This window comes from unidentified bacterial endosymbiont (assembly GCF_918797525.1).
Taxonomy (GTDB): domain Bacteria; phylum Pseudomonadota; class Gammaproteobacteria; order Enterobacterales; family Enterobacteriaceae; genus Enterobacter.
The window spans coordinates 46,744-73,708 of record NZ_OU963893.1 but is presented as its reverse complement, the minus strand read 5'-3'; the positions used below and the strand labels follow the sequence as shown (position 1 = coordinate 73,708).

Below are 26,965 nucleotides of genomic sequence, written 5' to 3'. Positions count from 1 at the left end.
TCACAATCAGAGGCGAAACAGCTTCGGGTTGTGAGGTTAAGCGACTAAGCGTACACGGTGGATGCCCTGGCAGTCAGAGGCGATGAAGGACGTGCTAATCTGCGATAAGCGCCGGCGAGGTGATATGAACCTTTGACCCGGCGATGTCCGAATGGGGAAACCCAGTGTGATTCGTCACACTATCATTATGTGAATACATAGCGTAATGAAGCGAACCGGGGGAACTGAAACATCTAAGTACCCCGAGGAAAAGAAATCAACCGAGATTCCCCCAGTAGCGGCGAGCGAACGGGGAGCAGCCCGGAGTCTGAATCAGCTTGTGTGTTAGTGGAAGCGTCTGGAAAGTCGCAGGGTACAGGGTGATACTCCCGTACACGAAAGCACACTTGCTGTGAACTCGAAGAGTAGGGCGGGACACGTGGTATCCTGTCTGAATATGGGGGGACCATCCTCCAAGGCTAAATACTCCTGACTGACCGATAGTGAACCAGTACCGTGAGGGAAAGGCGAAAAGAACCCCGGCGAGGGGAGTGAAAAAGAACCTGAAACCGTGTACGTACAAGCAGTGGGAGCCTCTTTATGGGGTGACTGCGTACCTTTTGTATAATGGGTCAGCGACTTATATTCTGTAGCAAGGTTAACCGTATAGGGGAGCCGAAGGGAAACCGAGTCTTAACCGGGCGTTAAGTTGCAGGGTATAGACCCGAAACCCGGTGATCTAGCCATGGGCAGGTTGAAGGTTGGGTAACACTAACTGGAGGACCGAACCGACTAATGTTGAAAAATTAGCGGATGACCTGTGGCTGGGGGTGAAAGGCCAATCAAACCGGGAGATAGCTGGTTCTCCCCGAAAGCTATTTAGGTAGCGCCTCGTGAACTCATCTTCGGGGGTAGAGCACTGTTTCGGCTAGGGGGCCATCCCGGCTTACCAACCCGATGCAAACTACGAATACCAAAGAATGTTATCACGGGAGACACACGGCGGGTGCTAACGTCCGTCGTGAAGAGGGAAACAACCCAGACCGCCAGCTAAGGTCCCAAAGTCATGGTTAAGTGGGAAACGATGTGGGAAGGCCCAGACAGCCAGGATGTTGGCTTAGAAGCAGCCATCATTTAAAGAAAGCGTAATAGCTCACTGGTCGAGTCGGCCTGCGCGGAAGATGTAACGGGGCTAAACCATGCACCGAAGCTGCGGCAGCGACGCGTATGCGTTGTTGGGTAGGGGAGCGTTCTGTAAGCCGTTGAAGGTGGCCTGTGAGGGGTGCTGGAGGTATCAGAAGTGCGAATGCTGACATAAGTAACGATAAAGCGGGTGAAAAGCCCGCTCGCCGGAAGACCAAGGGTTCCTGTCCAACGTTAATCGGGGCAGGGTGAGTCGACCCCTAAGGCGAGGCCGAAAGGCGTAGTCGATGGGAAACAGGTTAATATTCCTGTACTTGGTGTTACTGCGAAGGGGGGACGGAGAAGGCTATGTTAGCCGGGCGACGGTTGTCCCGGTTTAAGCATGCAGGCGGAGGTTCCAGGTAAATCCGGTACCTTATTAACGCTGAGGTGTGATGACGAGGCACTACGGTGCTGAAGTAACAAATGCCCTGCTTCCAGGAAAAGCCTCTAAGCATCAGGTAACACGAAATCGTACCCCAAACCGACACAGGTGGTCAGGTAGAGAATACCAAGGCGCTTGAGAGAACTCGGGTGAAGGAACTAGGCAAAATGGTGCCGTAACTTCGGGAGAAGGCACGCTGGCGCGTAGGTGAAGTGACTTGCTCACGGAGCTGAAGCCAGTCGAAGATACCAGCTGGCTGCAACTGTTTATTAAAAACACAGCACTGTGCAAACACGAAAGTGGACGTATACGGTGTGACGCCTGCCCGGTGCCGGAAGGTTAATTGATGGGGTTAGCTGTAAGGCGAAGCTCCTGATCGAAGCCCCGGTAAACGGCGGCCGTAACTATAACGGTCCTAAGGTAGCGAAATTCCTTGTCGGGTAAGTTCCGACCTGCACGAATGGCGTAATGATGGCCAGGCTGTCTCCACCCGAGACTCAGTGAAATTGAACTCGCTGTGAAGATGCAGTGTACCCGCGGCAAGACGGAAAGACCCCGTGAACCTTTACTATAGCTTGACACTGAACACTGGTCCTTGATGTGCAGGATAGGTGGGAGGCTTTGAAGCGCGGACGCCAGTCTGCGTGGAGCCATCCTTGAAATACCACCCTTTAATGGCTGGTGTTCTAACGTAGACCCGTAATCCGGGTTGCGGACAGTGTCTGGTGGGTAGTTTGACTGGGGCGGTCTCCTCCCAAAGAGTAACGGAGGAGCACGAAGGTCAGCTAATCCTGGTCGGACATCAGGAGGTTAGTGCAATGGCATAAGCTGGCTTGACTGCGAGCGTGACGGCGCGAGCAGGTGCGAAAGCAGGTCATAGTGATCCGGTGGTTCTGAATGGAAGGGCCATCGCTCAACGGATAAAAGGTACTCCGGGGATAACAGGCTGATACCGCCCAAGAGTTCATATCGACGGCGGTGTTTGGCACCTCGATGTCGGCTCATCACATCCTGGGGCTGAAGTAGGTCCCAAGGGTACGGCTGTTCGCCGTTTAAAGTGGTACGCGAGCTGGGTTTAGAACGTCGTGAGACAGTTCGGTCCCTATCTGCCGTGGGCGCTGGAGAATTGAGGGGGGCTGCTCCTAGTACGAGAGGACCGGAGTGGACGCATCACTGGTGTTCGGGTTGTCATGCCAATGGCACTGCCCGGTAGCTAAATGCGGAAAAGATAAGTGCTGAAAGCATCTAAGCACGAAACTTGCCCCGAGATGAGTTCTCCCTGACTCTCTGAGAGTCCTGAAGGAACGTTGAAGACGACGACGTTGATAGGTCGGGTGTGTAAGCGTAGCGATACGTTGAGCTAACCGATACTAATGAACCGTGAGGCTTAACCTTACAACGCCGAAGCTGTTTTGGCGGAGAGAGAGATTTTCAGCCTGATACAGATAAAGAATTTGCCTGGCGGCAGTAGCGCGGTGGTCCCACCTGACCCCATGCCGAACTCAGAAGTGAAACGCCGTAGCGCCGATGGTAGTGTGGGGTCTCCCCATGTGAGAGTAGGGAACTGCCAGGCATCAATAAAGAAGAACCCCGTACCGTAAGGTGCGGGGTTTTTTGCTTTTGCATTTTTCAGGCCGACAGGTCAACTTGCACACCATCCTGCAATAAAATCCGCTATCTTATCAACGTTGTTCAAATCAAATACCGGAACCTGCAGATTAAGCTCAACATCACTTGCCACCGCAATCACATACTCATCAAACGTTAACTCACTGACATCATGCCCGGCATCCCTTCTGAATAGCAGGATCTTTGCAACAGCTTCATGCTTAAACCCTTCAACTAACACCAGGTCAAGGGTGGAATGAGCCATCCTGCTGACCAGGTAGCTGAGATCCAGAGGAGCTTCATCCGGCGTCTCTGTCATCAATGCCCAACGCTGATGACTGGCGACTATTGTTTGTGTCGCACCGGCCTTACGTAGCTCAAAACTATCTTTTCCGGGTTTATCGACATCCATATTGTGGTGGGTATGCTTAATCAAGCCGGGGCGGATCCCTTTCGCACAGAGTGCAGGTATCAACTTTTTCAGCAGCGTTGTTTTCCCGGAACCGCTCCAGGCAGAGATTGCCAGAATGGGCGTCATTTTTTTTCCTGTATCGTCTGCAAATCTTCAAGGGTATTCACGTTCACAAATGCCGTCTTAAGATCGCTAAAATCTATGGCATGGCCGCCTGACTGGCGCATAAACACCATCACCCTTCGCTCGCCTGCTGACAGATAATCGTTCAGCGAGGAGACTAACGATCTGTGAATCAATGCGATCGTAGGATGGTCACGTTCGCCGTCGTGCACCCAGGCGACGGGGGCGTCTCCGCGCTGCTGCACCAGGCGTTCAGCCAGGCATGCTGGAATAAACGGCGTATCGCATGAACAAAAAAGAAACCACTCTCCTGGTGACTGCTGCATAACCGACAGCATTCCGGCCAGCGGCCCTGGAAATTCCGCGAGGTTATCCTGATAAACGGGGAACCCACTGCGCTTATAAATATCGATATGACGATTGGCGCTGACCGTTATTGTCGTAACCTGACCTTTGAGCGTATCGGCGACATGCAACCATAAGGGCTTGCCTCGCAGAAGCTGCAAGCCCTTATCTTTTCCTCCCATACGCGTTGCTCTGCCACCGGCTAAAACGACGCCGATAATCTCCTGGCATTGATTCAAGAATATCGCCTCTTTTATTGTGGGATTGACCCTGCTAACGTGTCTCTCTAAATGAAAGGAGCCCTACCATGAAATGTAAACGTCTCAATGAAGTTATTGAACTCCTCCAGCCAGCCTGGCAAAAAGAGCCAGAGCTGAATCTGATGCAATTTTTACAGAAACTGGCGAAAGAGTCAGGTTTTGATGGTGAACTGACGGACCTTTCTGACGATATCCTGATCTATCACCTAAAAATGCGTGAATCTGCCAAAGATGCAGTAATTCCTGGGATCCAGAAGGATTATGAAGACGATTTTAAAACCGCATTACTGCGCGCGCGTGGCGTAATTAAAGAGTAAAACCTTGTAAGCGGCGGCACCGAAATCGCGACAAGATGATATCCTGAATCATTCGTATAATTTCCGGATGATCGGATGAACGACCAGGCTTTTACTTTCCAGACATTACACCCGGATACCATTATGGATGCGCTGTTCGAGCAGGGTATTCGGGTGGATTCCGGGTTAACCCCTTTAAACAGCTACGAAAACCGCGTTTATCAATTTCAGGATGAGGATCGACAGCGCTTCGTCGTAAAATTTTACCGTCCGCAGCGCTGGTCCGCAGAACAGATTCAGGAAGAGCATCAGTTTGCTCACGATCTCCTGGATGACGATGTTCCCGTTGCTGCGCCGCTAAAATTGAATAACCAAACGCTTCTGCAGCATGAAGGATTTTTCTACGCTGTATTTCCGAGTCTGGGTGGCCGACAGTTTGAAGCCGATAATATCGATCAAATGGAATGGGTTGCCCGCTATCTGGGGCGTATTCATCAAACGGGACGTAAAAAAATCTTCACTGCCCGCCCGAGTATCGGTATCCAGGAATATCTTTTTGGACCTCGTCAGGTATTTGAAACCTCAACGCTTATCCCTGCTGGATTCAAGGATAAGTTCCTCCACGCGACCGATAAACTTATCGATGCGATAAAAAACTGCTGGCACGATGATATTTCCGCGCTGCGTCTGCACGGCGATTGCCATGCGGGTAATATTCTTTGGCGTGATGGTCCACTGTTTGTTGATCTCGATGATGCGCGGATGGGGCCAGCCGTTCAGGATCTTTGGATGTTGCTTAATGGCGACAAAGCTGAGCAACGCATGCAACTTGAAACTATTATTGAAGCATATGAAGAATATAGTCCCTTTAATTCAGACGAAATTGCCTTGATAGAACCTTTACGTGCGATGCGTTTTGTTTATTATCTTGCCTGGTTAATCAGGCGTTGGGCTGACCCAGCATTTCCCCGAAATTTCCCGTGGCTTACCGCGGAGGATTACTGGCGCAACCAGATATCCACATTTAACGAGCAGGTTAAAGTTCTTCAGGAGCCGCCCCTGCAATTAACGCCGATGTATTAATAGGACACACCCAGGAGAAAGTTGATCATGAAAAAAATTTGGCTGGCGCTGGCAGGTATGATTCTGGCATTTAGCGCTTCTGCTGCTCAGTTCACCGATGGCAAGCAGTACACCACGCTTGATAAGCCAGTGGCCGGTGAGCCACAGGTTCTGGAGTTCTTCTCGTTCTATTGCCCGCACTGTTATGAGTTCGAGCAAGTGCTGCATGTCTCTGACAGCGTGAAGAAAAAGCTGCCGGAAGGCACTAAAATGACAAAGTACCACGTTGAGTTCCTGGGTCCATTGGGCAAAGACCTGACTCAGGCGTGGGCCGTAGCAATTGCGCTGGGCGTGGAAGATAAGATCACCGCCCCAATGTTTGAAGCCGTGCAGAAAACCCAGACCGTTCAGACCACTGCAGACATCCGTAAAGTATTTGTTGATGCCGGTGTGAAAGGCGAAGAGTACGATGCAGCATGGAACAGCTTTGTGGTGAAATCTTTGGTTGCACAGCAGGAAAAAGCCGCTGCTGACCTGCAGCTCCAGGGCGTTCCGGCAATGTATGTTAATGGCAAATATCAGCTGAACATGCAGGGGATGGACACCAGCAGCATGGATATCTTTGTACAGCAGTATGCAGACACCGTAAAATACCTGGTTGAGAAGAAATAAATTCACCAGAAAGAACGCCGGTCACTGACCGGCGTTTTTGTTATACCACAATATATCTTAGAGGAGGGCGCTTTCACCGGATGAGTGGACGGTCTCAAACTCTACTGCAACCTTTATGTCTATGATAATTCAGTAAGCGTGGCTTATATCCACACAGACTAAATTGTCAGCAGTTTATGATGCAAGCAAAATACTTTACTTAACTTGTTGAAAATAAATGATTAATTAAAGATTTAAATCAGGTCAAAGTGTCTCTTATTGATATGAAGTGAAAGTATGCACAAACTTATCCACAGTTTTATTTTGCGAGCGATCCTGACGATCGCAAATTCTTTTCCTGTATCAGGCGCTAAAACCTGATGTTTTTATCCGTCTGTGGCATCCTTTACCCATTAACTGATTAAAGGCACGGACATTATGGTTCAGATCCCAGAAAACCCTCTTATTCTCGTCGACGGCTCTTCTTACCTGTATCGGGCGTATCATGCGTTTCCTCCTCTGACCAACAGCGCGGGAGAACCCACCGGCGCGATGTACGGCGTGCTTAATATGCTGCGCAGCCTGATTCTCCAGTATCAGCCAACCCATGCGGCAGTTGTTTTTGATGCGAAAGGTAAAACCTTCCGCGATGAGCTCTTTGAACACTACAAGTCTCACCGTCCACCCATGCCAGACGATCTGCGTGCGCAGATTGAACCGCTGCACGCCATGGTGAAAGCGATGGGTCTGCCGCTGCTGGCCGTTTCTGGCGTCGAGGCCGATGACGTCATTGGTACGCTGGCGCGTGAAGCTGAAAAACGGGGCCGCCCGGTGCTGATCAGTACCGGCGATAAAGATATGGCGCAGCTGGTGACGCCGGGGATCACCTTGATCAACACCATGACCAATACCATTTTGGGGCCAGAAGAGGTGGTTGCAAAATATGGTGTACCGCCAGAGCTGATTATCGATTTCCTCGCATTAATGGGTGACTCTTCGGATAACATCCCTGGTGTGCCGGGCGTGGGTGAGAAAACCGCGCAGGCACTGCTGCAGGGGCTGGGAGGGCTGGATACGCTGTATGCGGAATCTGACAAAATCGCCGGGCTGACCTTCCGCGGTGCAAAAACCATGGCAGGTAAGCTTGAAGAGAACAAAGAGGTGGCTTATCTCTCCTATAAGCTGGCTACGATCAAAACCGACGTCGAGCTAGAGCTTGGCTGTGAGCAGCTCGACGTACAACCCCCTTCAGCTGATTCTCTGCTGGGCCTGTTTAAGCAATACGAATTCAAACGCTGGATAACTGATGTAGAAAACGGCAAATGGTTACAGGCAAAGGGGGCTAAACCTGCGGCGAAGCCGAATGAGACGATCGTAGTAGATGCCGAAGAGCAGGCTGAGGAAGAGGCCATAACGCTCACCTTCGACAAGTACGAAACCCTTCTTGAAGAGTCACATCTGGTTGCCTGGATAGAGAAACTGAAAAAAGCGCCGGTATTTGCCTTCGATACGGAAACCGACAGCCTTGATAGCATCTCAGCCAATATGGTCGGCCTGTCGTTTGCTACAGAGCCGGGTATCGCGGCGTATGTACCTGTGGCGCACGATTACCTGGACGCACCGGATCAGATCCCGCGCGAGCGCGTGCTTAAGCTGCTAAAGCCGATTCTCGAAGACGATAAGGCGCTGAAGGTTGGGCAAAATCTAAAATTCGATCGCGGTATTTTGCAAAACTATGGCATTGAGCTGCGCGGTATTGCCTTCGACACCATGCTGGAATCCTACATTCTGGACAGCGTGGCAGGCCGTCATGATATGGACTCCTTATCTGAACGCTGGCTGAAGCATAAAACCATTACCTTTGAAGAGATTGCCGGGAAAGGCAAAAATCAGCTGACCTTTAATCAGATTGCCCTGGAAGAGGCGGGTCGCTATGCGGCAGAAGATGCCGACGTGACTCTGCAACTGCACCTGAAGATGTGGCCAAAACTGCAGAAGCAAGAAGGTCCACTCAACGTGTTCCAGAATATTGAGATGCCGCTGGTGCCTGTGCTTTCTCGCATTGAGCGCAACGGCGTGAAAATCGACCCCACAGTTCTGCACAATCACTCCGGTGAGCTCGCACAGCGCCTGACCGAACTTGAGCAAAAAGCCCATGAACTTGCCGGTGAGGCGTTTAACCTCTCCTCTCCAAAACAGCTGCAGACCATTCTGTTTGAAAAGCAGGGGATCAAGCCACTGAAGAAAACCCCGGGCGGCGCACCGTCAACGTCTGAAGAGGTGCTGGAAGAGCTGGCTCTTGATTATCCGCTGCCAAAAGTTATTCTGCAATATCGAGGCCTGGCGAAGCTTAAATCGACATATACCGATAAGCTGCCGCTGATGATCAACCCCAAAACGGGCCGTGTGCACACCTCGTATCATCAGGCTGTCGCGGCAACCGGGCGTCTCTCGTCGACCGATCCGAACCTGCAGAATATTCCGGTGCGTAACGAAGAAGGTCGTCGTATCCGTCAGGCTTTTATCGCGCCAGACGATTATCTGATTGTATCTGCGGACTACTCGCAAATTGAGTTGCGCATTATGGCGCACCTCTCACGTGATAAAGGCCTGCTTACGGCATTTGCCGAAGGGAAAGATATTCACCGTGCGACGGCTGCCGAAGTATTTGGCTTGCCTCTGGATAGCGTGACCAACGAACAACGCCGTAGTGCGAAAGCAATCAACTTCGGGCTTATTTATGGCATGAGCGCATTTGGTCTGTCGCGGCAGCTCAATATTCCGCGTAAAGAGTCCCAGAAGTATATGGATCTTTATTTCGAACGTTATCCGGGCGTAATGGAATATATGGAACGCACGCGTGCGCAGGCGAAGGAGAAAGGCTACGTTGAAACGCTGGATGGGCGTCGTCTCTATCTACCGGATATCAAATCCAGCAACGCGGCGCGGCGCGCGGGGGCAGAACGCGCGGCAATCAACGCACCGATGCAGGGAACCGCGGCAGATATCATTAAACGCGCGATGATCGCCGTGGATGCCTGGCTGGAAAAAGAGAGACCGCGCGTGAAAATGATCATGCAAGTACACGATGAACTGGTGTTCGAAGTGCACAAAGACGATCTGGAAGCGGTGTCTCAGACGATCCACGAACTGATGGAAAGCAGCATGAAACTCGACGTGCCGCTGCTGGTGGAGGTGGGCAGTGGTGAAAACTGGGATCAGGCTCACTAAGGGTTCAGCCTATAACGCGCGTTTTATGAAAGTTAGCAACATAACGGCATGCGTTTTGTGACGATCATTAGAATTCCCTATGTAAAGAATGAAAAAAAACTACAAAAAGTGCTTTGTCTATAGATTAAAAAGGGGTAGAGTTAGCGGCGTAGGGTACAGAGGTAAGATGTTCTATCTTTCAGACCTTTTACTTCACGTAATCGGATTTGGCTGAATATTTTAGCCGCCCCAGTCAGTAATGACTGGGGCGTTTTTTATTGCGGCAAAGAAAATGTGGAGTATTAAAAACGCGGACCTTGCCGCGCTCGATTTACTCTACTTCCGCTACTGTCGCGGGTTCCAGCTCGTTAAACCAGGTATCAAGCTTCTGGCGCAGCTTATCCACGCCCTGTTTTTTCAGCGAAGAGAATGGCTCAACCTGCACATCACCGTTAAAGGCCAGTACCGCTTCACGAACTCTATTCACCTGCGCTTTACGCGCGCCGCTTGCCAGCTTGTCTGCTTTAGTCAGCAGAACCAGCACCGCAATATCGCTCGCCACAGCCCAGTCGATCATCTGCTGATCAAGATCTTTTAGCGGGTGGCGAATATCCATCAGCACCACCAGACCTTTCAGGCACAAGCGTTTTTCCAGGTATTCACCCAGTGCACGCTGCCACTTGATCTTCATCTCTTCCGGTACCTGTGCAAAACCGTATCCCGGTAAATCGACCAGGCGTTTGCCGTCTGCCACTTCAAACAGGTTAATCAGCTGAGTACGGCCTGGTGTTTTTGAGGTACGCGCCAGGTTCTTCTGATTAGTCAGCGTATTCAGGGCGCTGGATTTTCCCGCGTTGGAGCGGCCAGCAAAGGCGACTTCGATACCGGTATCAGAAGGTAAGTGGCGAATATCGGGCGCACTGGTGACAAAATGCGTCTGTTGGTAATTCCAGGTAGTCACGTGGTCGTCTCCAAAAATCGTAATCTGCGGAGGATTATACCTGAATGCGGACAAAAGGCCTTTGCTCATTGCACTCTACCTGTAAGCTAAAACCCTGGAAAATGTAAGAGATCGACTATTTGCACTATGGGACATTTAAGAGAAATCGTAGGCATAAAAAAAAGAAAAATCTTTTAAATCATCCGGTTATTTTTGGGTGATAATCTTAAAAGCTGTTTTTGTACTCTTTCGTTGCTTGTTAGTTTAACGGAACAAGGTAAAGTGTGCGTCAAGGCGAGGATGCCACGAGGATAACGACTTAGGGATAAGGGTCAGGAGCGCCAGGAGGCGAAGACGCAGGATTGTCAGGATGACCAGCGCCAGGAGGCGTTTTATCAGGAAATGGAACCGTATCACGGACGGTATTAGCCAAGGGATAAACAGGGTTTGTTGCTGGCAAACACGGAATGTATGGCCCGCCAAGGGTTGAGAGTCAGGAAAAAGGCGACAGATTGCTCTGTCGCCTTTTTTCTTAGCTTGCTTTCTGCTAGATTTCGCCGCAATTCTATACTGAAGAAAACGGCTAAAGACAAAACATCATGAAAAAACTGACCTCAGCAGCGGGCGCAAAACGTCCAGCAAAAGCACGCCGCAAAACGCGCGAAGAACTGAACCAGGAAGCACGCGATCGCAAACGCGACAAAAAGCATCGTGGTCATGCTGCGGGTAGCCGTGCAAGCGGTAGCAATCCAGTAGGCTCTTCTGCAAAAGGTAAGGCGCAGAACGATCCCCGTATCGGCAGTAAAACGCCTATTCCACTGGGCGTAACTGACGCCCCGGTCATTAAGCAGCACAAACCTAAGAGCGAGAAACCTATGCTTTCACCGCAGGCTGAGCTTGATTTGCTGGAGAACGATGAGCGCCTGGATGCGCTGCTGGAACGTCTTGAAGAGGGCGAGGATCTGACCACTGAAGAGCAGTCATGGGTTGATGCCAAACTGGATCGTATCGATGAGTTGATGCAGAAGCTGGGCCTGTCTTACGACGATGATGAAGACGAAGAAGATGACGAAAAGCAGGAAGATATGATGCGTCTTCTGAAGGGTGGAAACTAACATTTGCACCCGGCAGGCACGCTCGTCCTGCTTATAACCCTTCCGGTTGTATGTTATCTGGTGTGGTTATTCGTTAAACTACGGCGGTTGTCGCGGCGACAGAAGTGGCTGCGCACCCGAATGATGGCCCGCTGTGGGGCCAGAACGGGCCGCCGTAAACGAACGCGACACCAACGGAAGGAGTGAGCATGTCTGTACCATCTATTGACTGGGATTTGGCCCTAATCCAGAAATATAACTATTCCGGGCCGCGTTACACCTCATACCCCACCGCGCTAGAGTTCTCTGATGCTTTCGGCGAGGCGCAATTCCAGCAGGCTGTTGCGCGCTACCCTGAGCGCCCGCTGTCGCTCTACGTCCATATCCCGTTCTGCCACAAGCTCTGCTACTTCTGTGGGTGCAATAAAATCGTCACCCGCCAGCAGCATAAAGCCGATAGCTACCTTGATGCGCTCGAACAAGAGGTTTTGCATCGCGCGCCGCTGTTTAAGGGGCGTCACGTCAGCCAGCTTCACTGGGGAGGCGGTACGCCAACCTATCTGAATAAAGCCCAGATTAGCCGCTTAATGACGCTGCTGCGCGGTAACTTTAATTTTAACCACCACGCCGAAATCTCGATCGAAGTCGATCCGCGTGAAATTGAGCTGGATGTACTGGATCACTTACGTTCTGAAGGATTCAATCGCCTGAGCATGGGCGTGCAGGACTTTAACAAAGAGGTGCAGCGCCTGGTGAACCGCGAGCAGGACGAAGCTTTTATCTTCGCCTTACTCCACCATGCGCGTGAAATTGGCTTCATTTCGACCAATATCGACCTGATTTACGGGCTGCCTAAACAGACGCCGGAGAGTTTCGCCTACACGTTGAACCGCGTGGCCGAGCTTAACCCGGACCGTCTGAGCGTTTTTAACTATGCTCATCTGCCGACGCTGTTTGCCGCCCAGCGCAAAATTAAACATGCCGATCTACCTTCTGCGCAGCAGAAGCTGGATATCCTGCAGGAGACCATCACCTCTTTGACGGAGTCGGGCTATCAGTTTATTGGTATGGACCATTTCGCTCGTCCGGACGATGAACTGGCTGTTGCCCAACGCGAAGGGGGGCTACACCGCAATTTTCAGGGGTACACTACCCAGGGCGATACCGATCTGCTGGGAATGGGCGTTTCCGCCATCAGTATGCTTGGCGATTGTTATGCGCAAAACCAGAAAGAATTAAAGCAGTATTACCAGCAGGTAGATAAGAGCGGTAATGCCCTTTGGCGCGGCATCGCTTTAACTCGCGACGACTGCATACGTCGTGATGTGATTAAGGCGCTTATCTGCAACTTCCGTCTGGATTTCGGCGCTGTTCAAGCGCAATGGGGCCTGCAATTTAGCGACTATTTTGCTGAAGACCTGAAGCTGCTTGCGCCGCTGGCCAACGATGGGCTGGTGGATGTCACACAGAGTGCGATAGAGGTGACGCCGAAAGGACGTCTGCTGATCCGTAATATCTGCATGTGCTTTGACGCCTACCTTCGCCAGAAGGCGCGCCTGCAGCAGTTCTCGCGCGTCATTTAACCGTGTTGCCCGGTGGCGCTAGCGCTTACCGGGCCAATAAACTCACTCCATGCCCAACTCTTTCAGCTTGCGAGTCAGGGTATTACGTCCCCATCCCAGCAGTCGGGCGGCTTCCTGTTTGTGGCCCTGGGTATGACGAAGCGCGGTGGTTAACAGCGTGCGTTCCATCTCGGGCTGAGCTTCAGAAAGTAAATTTTGATGACCGGAACGCAGCGCGCGATCGGCCCATTGCGCCAAAAGCGTGGCCCAGTTGTCCGGCAGAGCATGCCCGGCGTTGCTGTCTGGCGCTGTGGCTTCAAACAGTTCCGCCGGTAAATCCTGGATCAGCACTTCCTGCCCGGCAGCCATGACGGTAAGCCAGCGACAGGTATTTTCCAGTTGGCGTACGTTACCCGGCCACGCCAGGCGGGTGAGTGCAGCATCGGTTTCCGGATGCAGCTGTTTGGCTTCCACACCCAGTTCACGCGCTGCCACCTGCAGGAAGTGACGCGCCAGCCGTGGGATATCTTCCCGGCGTTCCCGCAGCGGCGGAAGATGAACGCGGATAACATTCAGGCGATGAAATAAATCCTCACGGAATTTCCCCTCCTGTACGCGTAGCTCCAGGTTCTGGTGCGTTGCGGCAATAATGCGCACATCCACTTTTACCGGCGCATAACCGCCTACGCGGTAAAACTGACCGTCTGCCAGCACGCGCAGCAGGCGGGTCTGGACATCCAGCGGCATATCGCCGATTTCGTCCAGGAACAGCGTGCCGCCATCAGCCTGTTCAAAGCGACCCTGACGGATCGTATTCGCGCCCGTAAAAGCTCCTTTTTCGTGGCCGAACAGCTCAGACTCGATCAAATCCTTCGGGATCGCCGCCATATTCAGCGCGATAAACGGGGCTTTTGACCGCGGGCTGTGGCGATGTAGGGCGTGAGCGACCAGCTCTTTACCGGTGCCCGACTCGCCATTGATCAGTACGCTGATGGACGAACGCGAAAGGCGGCCGATGATGCGAAACACATCCTGCATGGCGGGTGCTTCGCCAATAATATCCGTCGTAGGGCCAAAATCAGGAATATTGCGGGGCTGCTGCTGTTCCTGATAGTGGCTAATGGCACGCTCAACCAGCGCGACCGCTTCATCAATGTCAAACGGCTTAGGTAGGTAATCGAATGCGCCTTGCTGGTAAGCGCTTACGGCGGCATCAAGGTCTGAATGCGCAGTCATTATGATGACCGGAAGCATAGGGTGACGCTGTTTGATCTGCTTTAAGAGCGCCAGCCCGTCCATCCCCGGCATGCGGATGTCCGAAAGCAGGACATCCGGCGTTTTCGTGGTGAGAGCATCCAGCACTTCGCTGCCGCTCTCAAATGTCGTGCAGCTCAATCCCGCTCCAGAGAGTGCGCGTTCAAGCACCCAACGGATGGAGCTATCGTCATCGACTACCCAGACTATCCCTCGTTGCATAAACGTCACCTTTATTTTTTAATCGGCAGGAAAACCGAAAACTCGGTATGTCCCGGCCAACTGGTAAATTCAATTTTGCCAGAGTGTTGATCAAGTAAACTGCGTGCAATGGATAACCCCAGCCCGGTCCCGCCTTCGCGGCCGCTGACCATGGGGTAGAACAGAGTGTCCTGTAAATGTGACGGAATACCCGGCCCGTTATCTTCGATATCGATACGTGCCGCCAGACGATAGCGCACGCCGTGCAGCGTGAGCTGGAAGGCGGTACGGGTACGCAGAATGATCTCACCTCCTTCAGGACCTAACGCCTGTAAGGCATTGCGCACGATGTTCAGCAGAACCTGTTCAATCTGATCGGGGTCGTGCGCCAGTTCCGGCAGGCTGGGGTCATAATCACGCACCAGCGTAACGTTGTCCGGTAGCTCCATGGAAACAAGCTTCACCACTCGCTCAGCCACTTTATGAATACTTTCTGAAATATGCATCCCTGGCTGTTGCGGCCCGAGCAGACGGTCGACCAGGTTACGCAGGCGATCGGCCTGCTCAATAATGACGTTGGTGTATTCTGCCAGCGCAGGGTCGGGCAGCGCTTTGGTTAACAGCTGTGCCGCCCCGCGTAATCCGCCCAGCGGGTTTTTAATTTCATGCGCCAGGCCTCGCACCAGGTCCCGGGCAGCGATTTGTTGCGCATGCTGGAGTTGCTCCTGGCTAAGCCGACGCTGGTTATCCATCGGGGCCATTTCGAGCAGGATTAACCCCTCGGGCAGCCGTTGTGCCGTGAGCGACAGAATATGCGAGCGTCCGTCGATGACCAGCGTCACTTCGTTATCGGTAAACCCCAGACCCGCCTGCAAACTCTCCTGCATCAGGCCAATATTCAGCGAAAAATAGCTCAACAATTCCGGAAGTGGAGTACCAAACAGTTTGCGTGCGCTTTGGGCGAGCAGTTGCTGCGCCGCCGGGTTGGCGTAATGCACGGCCAGCTCGTCGTCTACCAGCAATATACTGTTAATTAATGAATTGAGGATCTGCCCAGCATCGGGCAGCGTGCCAGTTGCCATTCAGCAGTCTCCTGGATCGGGTTGCACTAATTTAGTGCAGTATAACTTTTAAGACGTAAAAGCGCGTGAGATCAGGCTGTTGGTGGAGAAAAAAGCCCATCCGGAGATGGGCTGAAAGTTTCCACGGCAACAACTAAAACGGCTTGCGGGGCGCGCATAAAGGTTGCGCGAAACCCGTTAAAACTTAAACACTGTAATACAGTTCGAATTCAACCGGGTGCGGCGTCATACGCACGCGGTCGTTCTCTTCAGTACGCAGCGCGATGTACGCGTCGATAGCTTCATCAGTGAACACGCCGCCAGCAGTCAGGAATTCACGGTCTGCATCCAGCGCGTTCAGCGCTTCTTCCAGCGAACCGGCAACCTGTGGGATCTCTTTCGCTTCTTCTGGCGGCAGATCGTACAGGTTTTTGTCCATCGCTTCGCCCGGGTGGATCTTGTTCTTGATACCGTCCAGGCCAGCCATCAGCAGTGCTGCGAAGCACAGGTATGGGTTAGCCGCTGGGTCCGGGAAGCGCACTTCGATACGACGCGCTTTCGGAGACGCAACCACCGGGATACGAATAGACGCGGAACGGTTACGGGCAGAGTACGCCAGCATAACCGGGGCTTCGTAGCCAGGGACCAGACGCTTATAGGAGTTGGTGGTTGGGTTGGCCAGGGCGTTGATCGCTTTAGCATGCTTGATAACACCACCGATGTAGTGCAGCGCCTGTTCAGACAGACCCGCATACTTGTCGCCAGAGAACAGGTTGGTCCCGTTTTTGGAAAGAGACATATGGCAGTGCATACCGGAACCGTTGTCGCCAAACATTGGTTTTGGCATGAAGGTCGCGGTTTTACCGAAACGGTGCGCAACGTTGTGCACAACGTACTTGTAGATCTGAATCTCATCCGCTTTTTTGGTCATGGTGTTAAAGCGGGTGGCGATTTCGTTCTGACCCGCAGTCGCCACTTCGTGGTGATGTGCTTCAACCACCAGGCCCATCTCTTCCATGATCAGACACATAGTAGAACGGATGTCCTGGGAAGAATCGACCGGAGGAACCGGGAAGTAACCGCCTTTCACGCCAGGACGGTGGCCTTTGTTGCCACCTTCGTATTTGGTGGAGGAGTTCCATGCGCCTTCGATATCATCGATAGCCACGTGAGAGCCAGAAATTGAAGCACCAAAACGGATGTCGTCGAACAGGAAGAACTCTGGCTCTGGCCCAAACAGCACAGTATCTGCGATGCCGGTAGAACGCAGGTACTCTTCAGCGCGTTTAGCGATAGAGCGTGGGTCACGGTCGTAACCCTGCAGTGTGCCAGGCTCGAGGATATCGCAACGAATGATAAGCGTAGGTTCTTCGAAGAACGGGTCAATGAGCGCAGTGGTCGCGTCCGGCATCAGAACCATGTCGGATTCGTTAATGCCTTTCCAGCCGCCAATGGAGGAGCCGTCAAACATTTTGCCTTCTTCAAAGAATTCGGCGTTTACCTGATGAGCAGGGATCGTGACGTGCTGTTCTTTACCTTTGGTATCGGTGAAGCGCAGATCAACAAACTTCACTTCATGTTCGTTCAGCATCGTCAAAACGTGTTCAGCGGACATACTTAACTCTCCAGATTAGTCATTGTCGTCGTGGTAACGAAGTCTTCAATTTCTTTATGGCCTGGCCGTGCGCCATATTTTTGCCGTATTTTTGTAAAGCGAAATCTGTGCCAACTTTTAAATCACCCCCAAAAGGCGTTATCATGCACGGCATAGTGCAAAAGGGCTGCACCACGGTGGTTATGTTGCACCAGTATAGTGCTTCAATGTGAACATTGAGCACCATATTGGTGCAATTTACGTTAAAGTGCCCTTTTACCGCTCCGTGAAAGCGATCACAAAGCATCCCGGCAACACTTGTTTGCGGGAGATGTTTGTGATCCTGTTTTGTAGTGCGATTAATCCGTGTACAATAACGCGCTATTTCTAAATGCCTGAGGCAAAGTTGTGATCGAAAATTTGCGTAACATCGCCATCATCGCGCACGTTGACCATGGTAAAACTACCCTGGTTGATAAGCTGCTGCAGCAATCCGGTACGTTCGACTCTCGTGCCGAAACTCAAGAACGCGTGATGGACTCCAACGATTTGGAGAAAGAGCGTGGGATTACCATCCTCGCGAAAAACACCGCGATTAAATGGAATGACTATCGTATCAACATCGTTGATACCCCAGGGCACGCCGACTTCGGTGGTGAAGTTGAACGTGTCATGTCCATGGTAGACTCCGTTCTGCTGGTCGTTGACGCAATGGATGGCCCAATGCCGCAGACGCGCTTCGTGACCAAAAAGGCATTTGCCCATGGTTTGAAGCCAATCGTTGTTATCAACAAAGTTGACCGCCCTGGCGCGCGTCCTGATTGGGTTGTAGACCAGGTATTCGACCTGTTCGTTAACCTCGACGCGACCGACGAACAACTGGACTTCCCTATCGTGTATGCTTCTGCGCTGAACGGTATCGCAGGTCTGGACCACGAAGACATGGCTGAAGACATGACCCCGCTGTACCAGGCGATTGTTGACCGTGTACCGGCGCCGAACGTTGATCTCGACGGCACCCTGCAGATGCAGATCTCTCAGCTCGACTACAACAACTATGTTGGCGTAATCGGCATTGGTCGTATCAAGCGCGGTAAAGTTAAGCCTAACCAGCAGGTCACTATCATTGATAGTGAAGGCAAAACCCGCAACGGTAAAGTTGGTAAGGTTCTGACCCACCTGGGCCTTGAGCGTATCGAGAGCGACATTGCTGAAGCTGGCGATATCATTGCCATCACTGGTCTGGGCGAGCTGAACATCTCTGACACCATCTGCGATCCGCAGGCGGTTGAAGCGCTGCCAGCCCTGTCTGTTGATGAACCAACCGTTTCCATGTTCTTCAACGTCAACACCTCTCCGTTCTGTGGCAAAGAAGGTAAGTTCGTTACCTCTCGTCAGATCCTTGATCGCCTGAACAAAGAGCTGGTGCACAACGTGGCGCTGCGCGTTGAAGAAACCCCGGACGCAGATGCATTCCGCGTGTCTGGTCGTGGTGAACTGCACCTGTCTGTTCTTATCGAAAACATGCGTCGTGAAGGTTTCGAAATGGCGGTTTCCCGTCCGAAAGTTATCTTCCGCGAAATCGACGGCCGTAAACAAGAGCCGTTCGAAAACGTAACGCTGGACGTTGAAGAGCAGCACCAGGGTTCTGTGATGCAGGCTCTCGGTGAGCGTAAAGGCGACCTGAAGAACATGAATCCAGATGGCAAAGGCCGCGTACGTCTCGACTACGTGATCCCAAGCCGTGGCCTGATCGGCTTCCGTTCTGAGTTCATGACCATGACGTCTGGTACGGGTCTGCTGTACTCTACCTTCAGTCATTACGATGACGTTCGTCCGGGCGACGTGGGTCAGCGTAACAACGGCGTTCTGATCTCTAACGGTCAGGGTAAAGCGGTTGCGTTCGCACTGTTCAGCCTGCAGGACCGCGGTAAACTGTTCCTGGGCCACGGCGCAGAAGTTTACGAAGGCCAGATCATCGGTATTCACAGCCGTTCTAACGACCTGACGGTAAACTGCCTGACCGGTAAGAAACTGACCAACATGCGTGCGTCCGGTACTGACGAAGCAACGGTTCTGGTTCCACCGATCAAGATGACCCTGGAGCAAGCTCTGGAATTCATCGATGATGACGAACTGGTAGAAGTGACTCCACAGTCTATTCGTATCCGTAAACGTCACCTGACCGAAAACGACCGTAAACGTGCTATGCGCGGTCCGAAAGAAGACTAATATACGTCTCTTTCAGGATTGAAAAGCCGCTGAATGTCAGCGGCTTTTTTACGCCTGCTGGCGAGTGGCCGTTACCCTTGACCCGGTGGTCACCACTGCAGTAAAGACCTTCTCCTTTTTTCGCTTGCCTATCTCCTCAATGATCACCGCAAAGCGTGCTTCGTTGAGTTTGTAAAAGAGTCCCATGGTCATGGCGGCGATAATCGCCAGGCCGCAGGGCCAGAGAAAAATAAGTTCACGCAACCCCATTAGCGTTCCCGCGCTCTGCACGGCATGCGGGACATAGCCAATCTGAGTCAGCATAATGCCTGGCAGAAACCCGGCCAGGGCAGCGGAAATTTTACGTGAAAAGGTATAGCCGGTATAAACCGACCCTTCGGCACGAATACCGGTTTTCCACTCGCCGTAATCTACGGTATCAGGCACCAGCGCCCAGTTAAGACTGTTAACGAATGCCGTGCCGAAAAAGGCCATGCAGGAAAAAAACACAAACCACAGGGAGCTGGTTCCCCAAAAGAAGTTCAGTATATCTCCCACGGCCCATAGCGCCAGTCCACCCAGATACACCGGCTTCTTGCCGAAACGCTTAACCGCGCCGGGCACCAGAAACACGCCAACCAGAATGCAGCCCATACTGAAAAACCCCATCCACGACAGTAGATGAAGATCGTTTAACACGTACTGGGTGTAGTAGACCTGAATGGCGAGCTTGATGTTAAATGCCGCGAGGGTGCACAGGTTGGCAATACACAGCACCAGTAAAGGTGGATTACGAAAGATGGCGCAGAAAGATTTGAGGATACCGGGTTTATGGTGATCGGGCGTTATCTCCACGTAACGCTCCTTCACCCCGCTGTAGCACCCCCACATGCAGAACAGGCCGCCGGTGACAAACACCAGCGCGGCAACCAGATAGCCAAGAGATGGCTGGCTAACGAATAACGCCTGAACAGGCATAAAGCCGACGGTGCAAAGCAGCAGGCCGACCGTTGCGCCACCCTGACGCCACGCTGCAAGCTGGGCGCGCTCATTCGGATTTTTAGTCATCGCTGGCAGCATCGCGCCATATGAGCAGTTCATCAGGCTATAGCAGAGGCCGAACAGCATAAAGAGCACGGTAGCGATAGCCGTCTTTACCGTCAGGCTAAAGTCGTTGACCATAAACTGCGCCGAGGCAACCAGCGCCACCGGAAAAGAGGCATAAAGAACAAAGGGTCTAAATTTTCCTCTTGCGCCGATATTTCGTCTCGAGTCCAGTAGCACGCCAGTCAACATGTCGGTAAAGGCGGTAAAGAATTTTGCGACGAGGAAAATAATGCCGCCGTAGAACGCGGGCATGCCCAGCTCATCCGTGTAAAATTTCAGCAGATACAAGGTACCGATCGATAACATGAGATTAGAACCTACATCGCCAAGACCATAGGCGCATTTTTCACGCAGATTCATTTTCAATGTCAGCGGATTATGAATAGTCATAACCACTCCTTATAACGCTCCCGAGAGCATTGTTTAAAGTCATCCCTAACCGCCTTTTTAAAAAAGAAAGCGGTTATTATTTTTTTGGATATCAGGCCGTATGTTTACGAGCTTCAATCTCTTCCATGATACGGAGATACATTTTTTCATTGAGGCTGTAGAAAAAACCCATTGTGATCATGGCGAGGATGGCTTATACACACGGATAAATAAATATCAGCTGACGTAAACCTTCGACGGTATGCGTTGATTGCACCACATTGGGCACATAGCCGATTTGTGTCAGCATCCAGCCCGGGAAGAAACCCGCCAGTGCCTGTGACATTTTGCGAAAGAAGGTCAGCCCGGTATAAACGGTGCCTTCGGCGCGTACGCCGGTGCGCCATTCACCATATTCCACCGTGTCAGAGACCAAAGCCCAGTTGAGGCTATTAACAAACGCCGAGCCAAAAAAGGCCAGACATGAGAAGGTAACAAAGCTTATTGAACTATCGCCAAAACCATAGTTCAGGAGATCGCCAGTGGCCCAAATAGCCAGGCCGCCGATATACACTGTTTTCTTACCAAAACGGCGAACGGCTGCAGGCATTAAGAAGACGCCAATGAAAATGCAGCCCATGCTGAAGAAACCCATATACGACAGCAAAATCGGATCGTTCAGTACGTATTGGGTGTAATAGATCTGAATAGCCAGCTTGACGTTGAAAGCGGCTAGAGTGCAGAGGTTAGCTATGCACAGAATAAAAAGTGGACGGTTACCTGCAATAGCGCGAAAAGATTGCAGGAAGCCTATTTTTTGCGTGACATCAACCGACTTAATCTCAACATATCGCTCTTTAACACCCGCATAGCAGAGCCACATAAACAGCAGTCCACATAGAGAGAAAAGCGCAGCGGTGACGCCATATTGCAGCTGTTTGCTTCCTTCAATCATATTCATGACCGGGACAAAAGCAACGGTACCGATTAACAACCCCAGTGTGGAACCGCCCTGTCGCCAGGCCGCCAAAGAGGCGCGTTCATTGGGATTTTTAGTGATGGCTGGCACCATTGCACCATAGGAGCAATTCATCAGGCTGTAACACAACCCATACAGCATAAATAACAGTGTCGCGACGACTGTTTTGCCTGTTAACTCGAACGGGGAGCCAATAAAGTTGCTGGTTGCCAGAAGGGCCACGGGTAATGCGGCATACAGCACAAAAGGACGGAACTTACCTTTCGGGCCGATTTTGCGCCGTGAATCGAGTACAATTCCGGTTCCTATGTCGGTGAATGCGGTAAAGAATTTAGCGATTAGAAAAATGATTCCGCCGTAGGTGCCCGGTAAGCCAAGCACGTCGGTATAGAATTTCAGTAAATAGAGCGTGCCGATATCCAGCAGGATATTTGAACCTACATCACCAATGCCATAGGCGATTTTTTCTTTAAAGGGCAAGCGCAGGGTTGCCGCATCGACAGAGGTCTGACTCATTTATATTCTCCGTACACCCGCGAGTTTCCACGCGGGCAGTGTGGTATTAGAGATGACGTAAAGACGCAAACAGTGAGGCCCACTCACTTTTCGCGCGGTAAAAGACCGGCATTTTGCCAATCGGCGCCTCTACGGTAATTTCCCCACCCAGATACGTTTCCCCCGTCCAGACGTTGACCCAATCATCTTCCGGTAGATACAGCGTCCAGTCGCGTCGGCCCTGCTCGTAGACCGGCGCAACCAGAAGATCCTGGCCCAGCAAATATTGATATTTCAGCGTGTAGGTAACCGCATCGTCTTCGTAGTGCAGGAACAACGGACGCATAACCGGCAGGCCGATGGCCGCGTTGTGCGCTACCGCCAGCTTGATGTACGGTTTCAGCGTGGTGAAGATGGTAGTCATCCGCGCAAAATGGGCGATGGTTTCCCCGTCGCTGTCGAACTGCCAGTTATCGCCGGGGCGGTTACCTTCGTGGGTACGCATCATTGGCGTAAACGCGCTGAAATCGCACCAGCGCAGCAGCAGCTCCTTACTGCGTTTCATTTCAAACAGCGTGGTATAGCCACCGATATCGCTGTGATGCAAGCCGTGACCGGTCATCGCCAGCGACAGTGCCGCAGGCACAACAGACGCAAGGCCGTCATCAAGGCTCCAGTCTACGTTCTGATCGCCTGCCCACATCATGGTCGAATATTTCTGGCTACCGGTAGAACCTGCACGCATAAAGAAAAGGATTTCGCCAAGCTTGCCGGTCTCCTGAAGCGCTTCGTAATTACATTTCGCCCACAGTGCAGGCCAGGCGTTATGCATAATTTCAGCGCTAACGCCGTTATGCAGATAAGTATCAGTAGGAAGGTATTCGCCAAAGTCCGCCATCCAGCCGCCGCAGCCGAGCGCGATCATGTTTTTCTTGATAACGTCTTTGAACCAGTCATAAGCTTCTGGATTGGTAAGATCCACCACGCCGCCGTAAAACTCACCAAATTCAACCAGATAATCGTTATCCCCGGCATCTTTCGCCAGGTAACCGCGCTGGGCTGCTTCAGCGCAAAGATCTTTATCGCTGGCAACATACGGGTTGATATAGGAGAGAAACTGGACGCCCTCTTTGTTCCATTGCTTGATACGGGAATCAAGCTGCGGATAGTTGCCACTGTCCCATTTCCAGTTCCACATCACCCGTTTGCCAAACGAGGTCATACGTATACCGCACCAGTCTTGCGCCCAGATACCGTTCACCTTCACACCGGCGTTACGCATCGTATCAAGCTTTTTCTGACAGACTTCTGTGCCGCCCTGGATGCCGAGCGTGACGCCATCGTAAACCCAGTCGGGCAACTCAGGCTGGCGGCCCAGCAGTGCGGTGAGTTTTTCCAGTAGGGCGATATAGGTATCAGCACATTCAAAGCGCAGCGTGGCATTATTTTCCCACAGCGCCAGTTCGTGATATTCCGGCGCGCTGAAATCGAAATTCATGTAGCAGCTATTTTCTACGTGGCAGTAGTACTTTTGTGTACTGACAAAGGTCGCCTGCGGGAAGAATGTCCAGTAATAATCGCCGCCCGCGTTTTCTTTGCAATCGGCCTGCCAGGTGACATAGCTGGACTTATTGCGCCCAACGCCCTGTTCGCTGGTCCAAAGCGGAAAGGGTTTTCCGCGTAAATCAAAGTAAGAGAACTGCTCGCCACAGCCATAAATATGGTCCTCAGGCTTCGCGGCGAGACGTAACCAGATACGATTGTGGCTTGCACAATCATTGTTCAGCTTCATGACCAGACGGTCATTTTCATCGATAGCGATGGTCAACGTCGCTTTGATGCTACCTCCCCGGCTGAAACGTACCTGCCAGCCTGCGGTCGATGGGCTTACTGCAGCATCAATGAGCGCGATCTTTTCATTGAGCTTATCTTTGATGCTGAAATTACCGCGAAACATCTCAATATCGGCAACACCAGCGCCTATCCACAGGCAGGGAGCCGTTTTGCTATGGCACAAAATCAAACGATGTTCAAAATAGAGTGAAAAACCATCGCTGGATGCTTGTAGCTGGAGATTCGGTATATTCATTTTATTGTCTCTGTAAGAGGGATGAATTTTTAATATTGATGTTCTATTTGTTTTTGTTGATATTTTTTTATAAAACTATGTATGCTGTATGATAAACAGCATGCATAGTTAGCTTTTACATTTTTGCTTCATCTGCCTTGCGTATATTGGCGATCTTCTTACCAAAGGCTATTTGCAGAATCGCTAATAATATAAACGGCGGAAGCAGCGCTGTTAGCGCAGAAAGGCCCATTGCACCTTTGATTAACATGGCACCCGACGCAATTAACAATAAAAATACCAGCGTGCGGAATACTTTTACTGAAATGCGTTTATGAACATATTGCCCTACCAGCGAACCTAAAATCATGGTGGGAATACAGAAAATTACCAGTTTAAAGGTCGATATAGTTAAGATCCCGCTGGTGGCGAGTCCACCTACTACCGCGATATTATTGGCAGTAAAGAAGGCGTTTAAGGTTCCGCGAAAGGCCGCTGGGCCCAAATTACGTAACATACCGTACATGACTACCGGTGGCCCATTTGTTGAGAACGCGGCGCCTAATGCGCCTGCTACAGCACCTAGCGGTGCGGCGATCCAGCGACGGTCATAGATGGGCAGGCGAGGTATAAACATACTGTAAAATGAATAAATAATAAGGAAGGCGCCTAAACCTATTTTCATCATATGATCGGGTAGATAGGACAGCGCATATAATCCAACCGGTATCCCCAAAAATGAGAAAAGTATAAGCACTAATGCCGATCGCCAGTCAGTTTCCTTTCTGGATAACCAGGTCGCATAGATGGCGGTTGCTGTACCGACAATAACAGACAGCGGCGTTGCCATTTTCACTGGTAGCATAAGCGTGATCAGCGGCATGGTGGTTAACCCACCGCCAAACCCGGCGCATATTCCCACGAAGGTATAAAGAAACATTAAAGCGATAACGATGCATACCACATTGGTATCCAGAATTACCCCATCAGGTGTGAATAAATTAAAAAAATCCATAGCCTTTCCTTCTATGCTAATTTAATCCCCAGAATACTCTTCAGGCGATAGGTCAAATCGGAGACTGAACGCTAATCCAGGGCCTAAGCGCCCTTGAATGTGAAACGACAGACGATGTTCCTGTTCCGGTTCGAGTAAAATCAGATCGGTGCCGGAATTAAACGCATTCGGCGGGTAGCTCATGGGTTCCATCGCCAATCCTTCAACAACGGCATATGCAGCGTAACTTGCTGATATGCCGTTTTTTCTGTTTATTTCGCGTTAACATCCAGCAGACCAGCCGCAACGGCAGGAGCAAGACCCGGCGCGAGCGGGATACGCGGGATCACCAGACAGTGCAGCAGGTGATAGATATCCTGTTTACCGTCCCACACTTTGGTCGTGACTTTATTATCCGGATCCAGTTCCTGCCACCATGAACCGTTCTCGTAGTCCATCAGGTACTTAATGCAGTAGTCCCACCAGGTCTGGTACCATTTTTCATACTGGCGATCGCCCGTCACCGTGTAGAGGGCATAAGCTGTCCCCATTGCTTCCACAATAGGCCAGCGAACGCGTTCGCGGACGACCGGCTTCCCTTCCCAGTCAACGGTATAAACGATGCCGTCGGCACCGTCAGGCGCCCAGGCGTCGCGAACGGTAGCGCTGAACAAACCTTTTGCATCTTCCAGCAGCCAGGCCGGAGGCTGTTCGCATCGTGCTTCCAGCGCCGCATGGATATGCAGCATTAAGCGGCCCCATTCAATCCAGTGGCCAGGAGTGCCGCCAAAGGCGCGAAAACGGTGAGCCGGATTTTCTTTGTTGTAGTCGCGAATCGGATTCCATTGTGTATCGAAGTGTTCATTAACGCGGTAATGATTGTTTCTGGCGACATCGTGAATAATGACGGAAGCGACCCGGATGGCGCGGTCCAGCCATTTTTTATCGTGCGTAACGTCATAGACAATCAGGAACGCTTCAACGGCGTGCATGTTGGCGTTACCGCCGCGATAGTCTTCCGTTTTGCTGAAGGCTTCATCCCAGGATTCCAGGCACATCTGCTCTTCTTCACTCCAGAAATACTTCTCGATAATCTCGATAGTGTAATCCAGCAGTTTTCTGGCTTCCGGATGGCCGGTGGTGACCGCGCTGGCTGCGCCCAGCAGCGCAAAGAAATGTTGATAACCCTGCTTGGACGCATCAACGACGCCCTGGTCGTTCACACAGGCGTACCAGCCGCCATATTTTTTATCATGCAGGGCACCGTTCATGGCTTTGATACCGTGATCAACAAGGTCGTAAGCGCCTGGACGACCCATATTGGCCGCCACGGAATAGACGTGCAGCATACGGGCTGTGATCCAAAGATGGGTACCCATCTCTTCCTTAATCTGGCCTTTGTTGCCCAGCCAGCCGAATCCGGTAGCCACAATGGAGCCTTTACCAAAATTGAGAATGCGGTCGGTTTCCTGTTCCAGCCAGCGGTTGTGGCTCAATGTATTAAACCATTTCATGCTTTTGTC

Annotated in this window: 18 protein-coding genes, 2 rRNA genes and 1 pseudogene; 10 read left to right on the top strand and 11 right to left on the bottom strand. The window is 51.6% G+C overall.

The window, feature by feature from the left end; genetic code table 11:
• The first annotated feature begins 34 nt into the window (after positions 1–34).
• Together NL510_RS00365 and rrf are read left to right on the top strand one after the other, a co-directional pair.
• Positions 35–2,941 (top strand): 23S ribosomal RNA (locus tag NL510_RS00365).
• A gap of 62 nt (positions 2,942–3,003) precedes the next feature.
• A 5S ribosomal RNA gene (rrf, locus tag NL510_RS00360) occupies positions 3,004–3,119 on the top strand.
• Positions 3,120–3,188: 69 nt separating this feature from the next.
• On the opposite strand, the gene mobB is transcribed toward rrf, so the two are convergent.
• Positions 3,189–3,692, bottom strand: a complete 504-nt coding sequence (gene mobB / locus NL510_RS00355; RefSeq protein WP_253380700.1) for a molybdopterin-guanine dinucleotide biosynthesis protein MobB — start codon at positions 3,690–3,692, stop codon at positions 3,189–3,191.
• Positions 3,689–4,273, bottom strand: a complete 585-nt coding sequence (gene mobA, locus NL510_RS00350) for a molybdenum cofactor guanylyltransferase MobA (RefSeq protein ID WP_253380698.1) — start codon at positions 4,271–4,273, stop codon at positions 3,689–3,691. The genes mobB and mobA overlap by 4 nt, the downstream gene beginning before the upstream one ends.
• 68 nt (positions 4,274–4,341) lie before the next feature.
• Between mobA and NL510_RS00345 the strand changes: the two genes are divergently transcribed.
• The 5 genes from NL510_RS00345 to spfP all read left to right on the top strand — a co-directional run bounded on the left by NL510_RS00345 (position 4,342) and on the right by spfP (position 9,748).
• Positions 4,342–4,611, top strand: coding sequence for a YihD family protein (locus tag NL510_RS00345; protein WP_253380697.1), 270 nt, complete (start codon positions 4,342–4,344; stop codon positions 4,609–4,611).
• A gap of 75 nt (positions 4,612–4,686) precedes the next feature.
• Positions 4,687–5,673, top strand: a complete 987-nt coding sequence (locus NL510_RS00340) for a serine/threonine protein kinase (RefSeq protein WP_253380695.1) — start codon at positions 4,687–4,689, stop codon at positions 5,671–5,673.
• Positions 5,674–5,700: 27 nt separating this feature from the next.
• Positions 5,701–6,324 carry a thiol:disulfide interchange protein DsbA gene (gene dsbA / locus NL510_RS00335; protein ID WP_253380693.1) on the top strand — a complete coding sequence of 208 codons (624 nt, stop codon included), beginning with the start codon at positions 5,701–5,703 and terminating at the stop codon, positions 6,322–6,324.
• 417 nt (positions 6,325–6,741) lie between these two features.
• On the top strand, positions 6,742–9,534 hold the full coding sequence (gene polA, locus NL510_RS00330) for a DNA polymerase I (RefSeq protein WP_253380691.1): 2,793 nt from the start codon (positions 6,742–6,744) through the stop codon (positions 9,532–9,534).
• A gap of 166 nt (positions 9,535–9,700) precedes the next feature.
• Positions 9,701–9,748: a small protein SpfP gene (spfP, locus tag NL510_RS23145; RefSeq protein WP_071892919.1), complete on the top strand. Its 48-nt coding sequence runs from the start codon at positions 9,701–9,703 to the stop codon at positions 9,746–9,748.
• Between the two features lie 96 nt (positions 9,749–9,844).
• On the opposite strand, the gene yihA is transcribed toward spfP, so the two are convergent.
• Entirely contained in the window at positions 9,845–10,474 is a 630-nt protein-coding gene (yihA, locus tag NL510_RS00325) for a ribosome biogenesis GTP-binding protein YihA/YsxC (RefSeq protein WP_253380689.1), read from the bottom strand.
• 578 nt (positions 10,475–11,052) lie between these two features.
• Between yihA and yihI the strand changes: the two genes are divergently transcribed.
• Together yihI and hemN are read left to right on the top strand one after the other, a co-directional pair.
• On the top strand, positions 11,053–11,568 hold the full coding sequence (yihI, locus tag NL510_RS00320; protein WP_253380687.1) for a Der GTPase-activating protein YihI: 516 nt from the start codon (positions 11,053–11,055) through the stop codon (positions 11,566–11,568).
• A gap of 188 nt (positions 11,569–11,756) precedes the next feature.
• Entirely contained in the window at positions 11,757–13,130 is a 1,374-nt protein-coding gene (hemN, locus tag NL510_RS00315; protein WP_253380685.1) for an oxygen-independent coproporphyrinogen III oxidase, read from the top strand.
• Positions 13,131–13,172: 42 nt separating this feature from the next.
• Here hemN and glnG read toward each other — a convergent pair whose 3' ends face one another.
• The 3 genes from glnG to glnA form a co-directional block, all read right to left on the bottom strand.
• On the bottom strand, positions 13,173–14,585 hold the full coding sequence (gene glnG / locus NL510_RS00310) for a nitrogen regulation protein NR(I) (protein ID WP_253380684.1): 1,413 nt from the start codon (positions 14,583–14,585) through the stop codon (positions 13,173–13,175).
• An 11-nt stretch (positions 14,586–14,596) separates the two neighbouring features.
• On the bottom strand, positions 14,597–15,646 hold the full coding sequence (glnL, locus tag NL510_RS00305) for a nitrogen regulation protein NR(II) (RefSeq protein WP_253380682.1): 1,050 nt from the start codon (positions 15,644–15,646) through the stop codon (positions 14,597–14,599).
• 184 nt (positions 15,647–15,830) lie between these two features.
• On the bottom strand, positions 15,831–17,240 hold the full coding sequence (glnA, locus tag NL510_RS00300) for a glutamate--ammonia ligase (protein WP_253380677.1): 1,410 nt from the start codon (positions 17,238–17,240) through the stop codon (positions 15,831–15,833).
• Between the two features lie 387 nt (positions 17,241–17,627).
• On the opposite strand from glnA, the gene typA reads away from it, so the two are divergent.
• Positions 17,628–19,451 (top strand): ribosome-dependent GTPase TypA, encoded by a 1,824-nt coding sequence (gene typA / locus NL510_RS00295; RefSeq protein ID WP_253380675.1) that lies wholly within the window; start codon positions 17,628–17,630, stop codon positions 19,449–19,451.
• Between the two features lie 48 nt (positions 19,452–19,499).
• Here typA and NL510_RS00290 read toward each other — a convergent pair whose 3' ends face one another.
• From NL510_RS00290 to yihS, 5 genes and pseudogenes are all read right to left on the bottom strand, one after another.
• Entirely contained in the window at positions 19,500–20,927 is a 1,428-nt protein-coding gene (locus NL510_RS00290) for an MFS transporter (protein WP_253380673.1), read from the bottom strand.
• Between the two features lie 91 nt (positions 20,928–21,018).
• Positions 21,019–22,401 (bottom strand): annotated as a pseudogene (locus NL510_RS00285) (MFS transporter).
• 46 nt (positions 22,402–22,447) lie between these two features.
• On the bottom strand, positions 22,448–24,469 hold the full coding sequence (locus tag NL510_RS00280; protein ID WP_253380672.1) for an alpha-glucosidase: 2,022 nt from the start codon (positions 24,467–24,469) through the stop codon (positions 22,448–22,450).
• 115 nt (positions 24,470–24,584) lie between these two features.
• Positions 24,585–25,463, bottom strand: a complete 879-nt coding sequence (locus NL510_RS00275) for a sulfite exporter TauE/SafE family protein (RefSeq protein WP_253380670.1) — start codon at positions 25,461–25,463, stop codon at positions 24,585–24,587.
• 251 nt (positions 25,464–25,714) lie between these two features.
• On the bottom strand, positions 25,715–26,956 hold the full coding sequence (yihS, locus tag NL510_RS00265; protein ID WP_253380668.1) for a sulfoquinovose isomerase: 1,242 nt from the start codon (positions 26,954–26,956) through the stop codon (positions 25,715–25,717).
• Positions 26,957–26,965 lie beyond the last annotated feature (9 nt).

Bases quoted from the DNA above. Each gene is read 5' to 3' on its own strand.
- NL510_RS00340 (WP_253380695.1), top strand. From the start codon at position 4,687: ATGAACGACCAGGCTTTTACTTTCCAGACATTACACCCGGATACCATT.
- NL510_RS00280 (WP_253380672.1), bottom strand. From the start codon at position 24,469: ATGAATATACCGAATCTCCAGCTACAAGCATCCAGCGATGGTTTTTCA.
- dsbA (WP_253380693.1), top strand. From the start codon at position 5,701: ATGAAAAAAATTTGGCTGGCGCTGGCAGGTATGATTCTGGCATTTAGC.
- NL510_RS00345 (WP_253380697.1), top strand. From the start codon at position 4,342: ATGAAATGTAAACGTCTCAATGAAGTTATTGAACTCCTCCAGCCAGCC.
- glnG (WP_253380684.1), bottom strand. From the start codon at position 14,585: ATGCAACGAGGGATAGTCTGGGTAGTCGATGACGATAGCTCCATCCGT.
- yihS (WP_253380668.1), bottom strand. From the start codon at position 26,956: ATGAAATGGTTTAATACATTGAGCCACAACCGCTGGCTGGAACAGGAA.
- glnA (WP_253380677.1), bottom strand. From the start codon at position 17,240: ATGTCCGCTGAACACGTTTTGACGATGCTGAACGAACATGAAGTGAAG.
- NL510_RS00275 (WP_253380670.1), bottom strand. From the start codon at position 25,463: ATGGATTTTTTTAATTTATTCACACCTGATGGGGTAATTCTGGATACC.
- mobB (WP_253380700.1), bottom strand. From the start codon at position 3,692: ATGACGCCCATTCTGGCAATCTCTGCCTGGAGCGGTTCCGGGAAAACA.
- hemN (WP_253380685.1), top strand. From the start codon at position 11,757: ATGTCTGTACCATCTATTGACTGGGATTTGGCCCTAATCCAGAAATAT.
- glnL (WP_253380682.1), bottom strand. From the start codon at position 15,646: ATGGCAACTGGCACGCTGCCCGATGCTGGGCAGATCCTCAATTCATTA.
- polA (WP_253380691.1), top strand. From the start codon at position 6,742: ATGGTTCAGATCCCAGAAAACCCTCTTATTCTCGTCGACGGCTCTTCT.
- NL510_RS00290 (WP_253380673.1), bottom strand. From the start codon at position 20,927: ATGACTATTCATAATCCGCTGACATTGAAAATGAATCTGCGTGAAAAA.
- yihI (WP_253380687.1), top strand. From the start codon at position 11,053: ATGAAAAAACTGACCTCAGCAGCGGGCGCAAAACGTCCAGCAAAAGCA.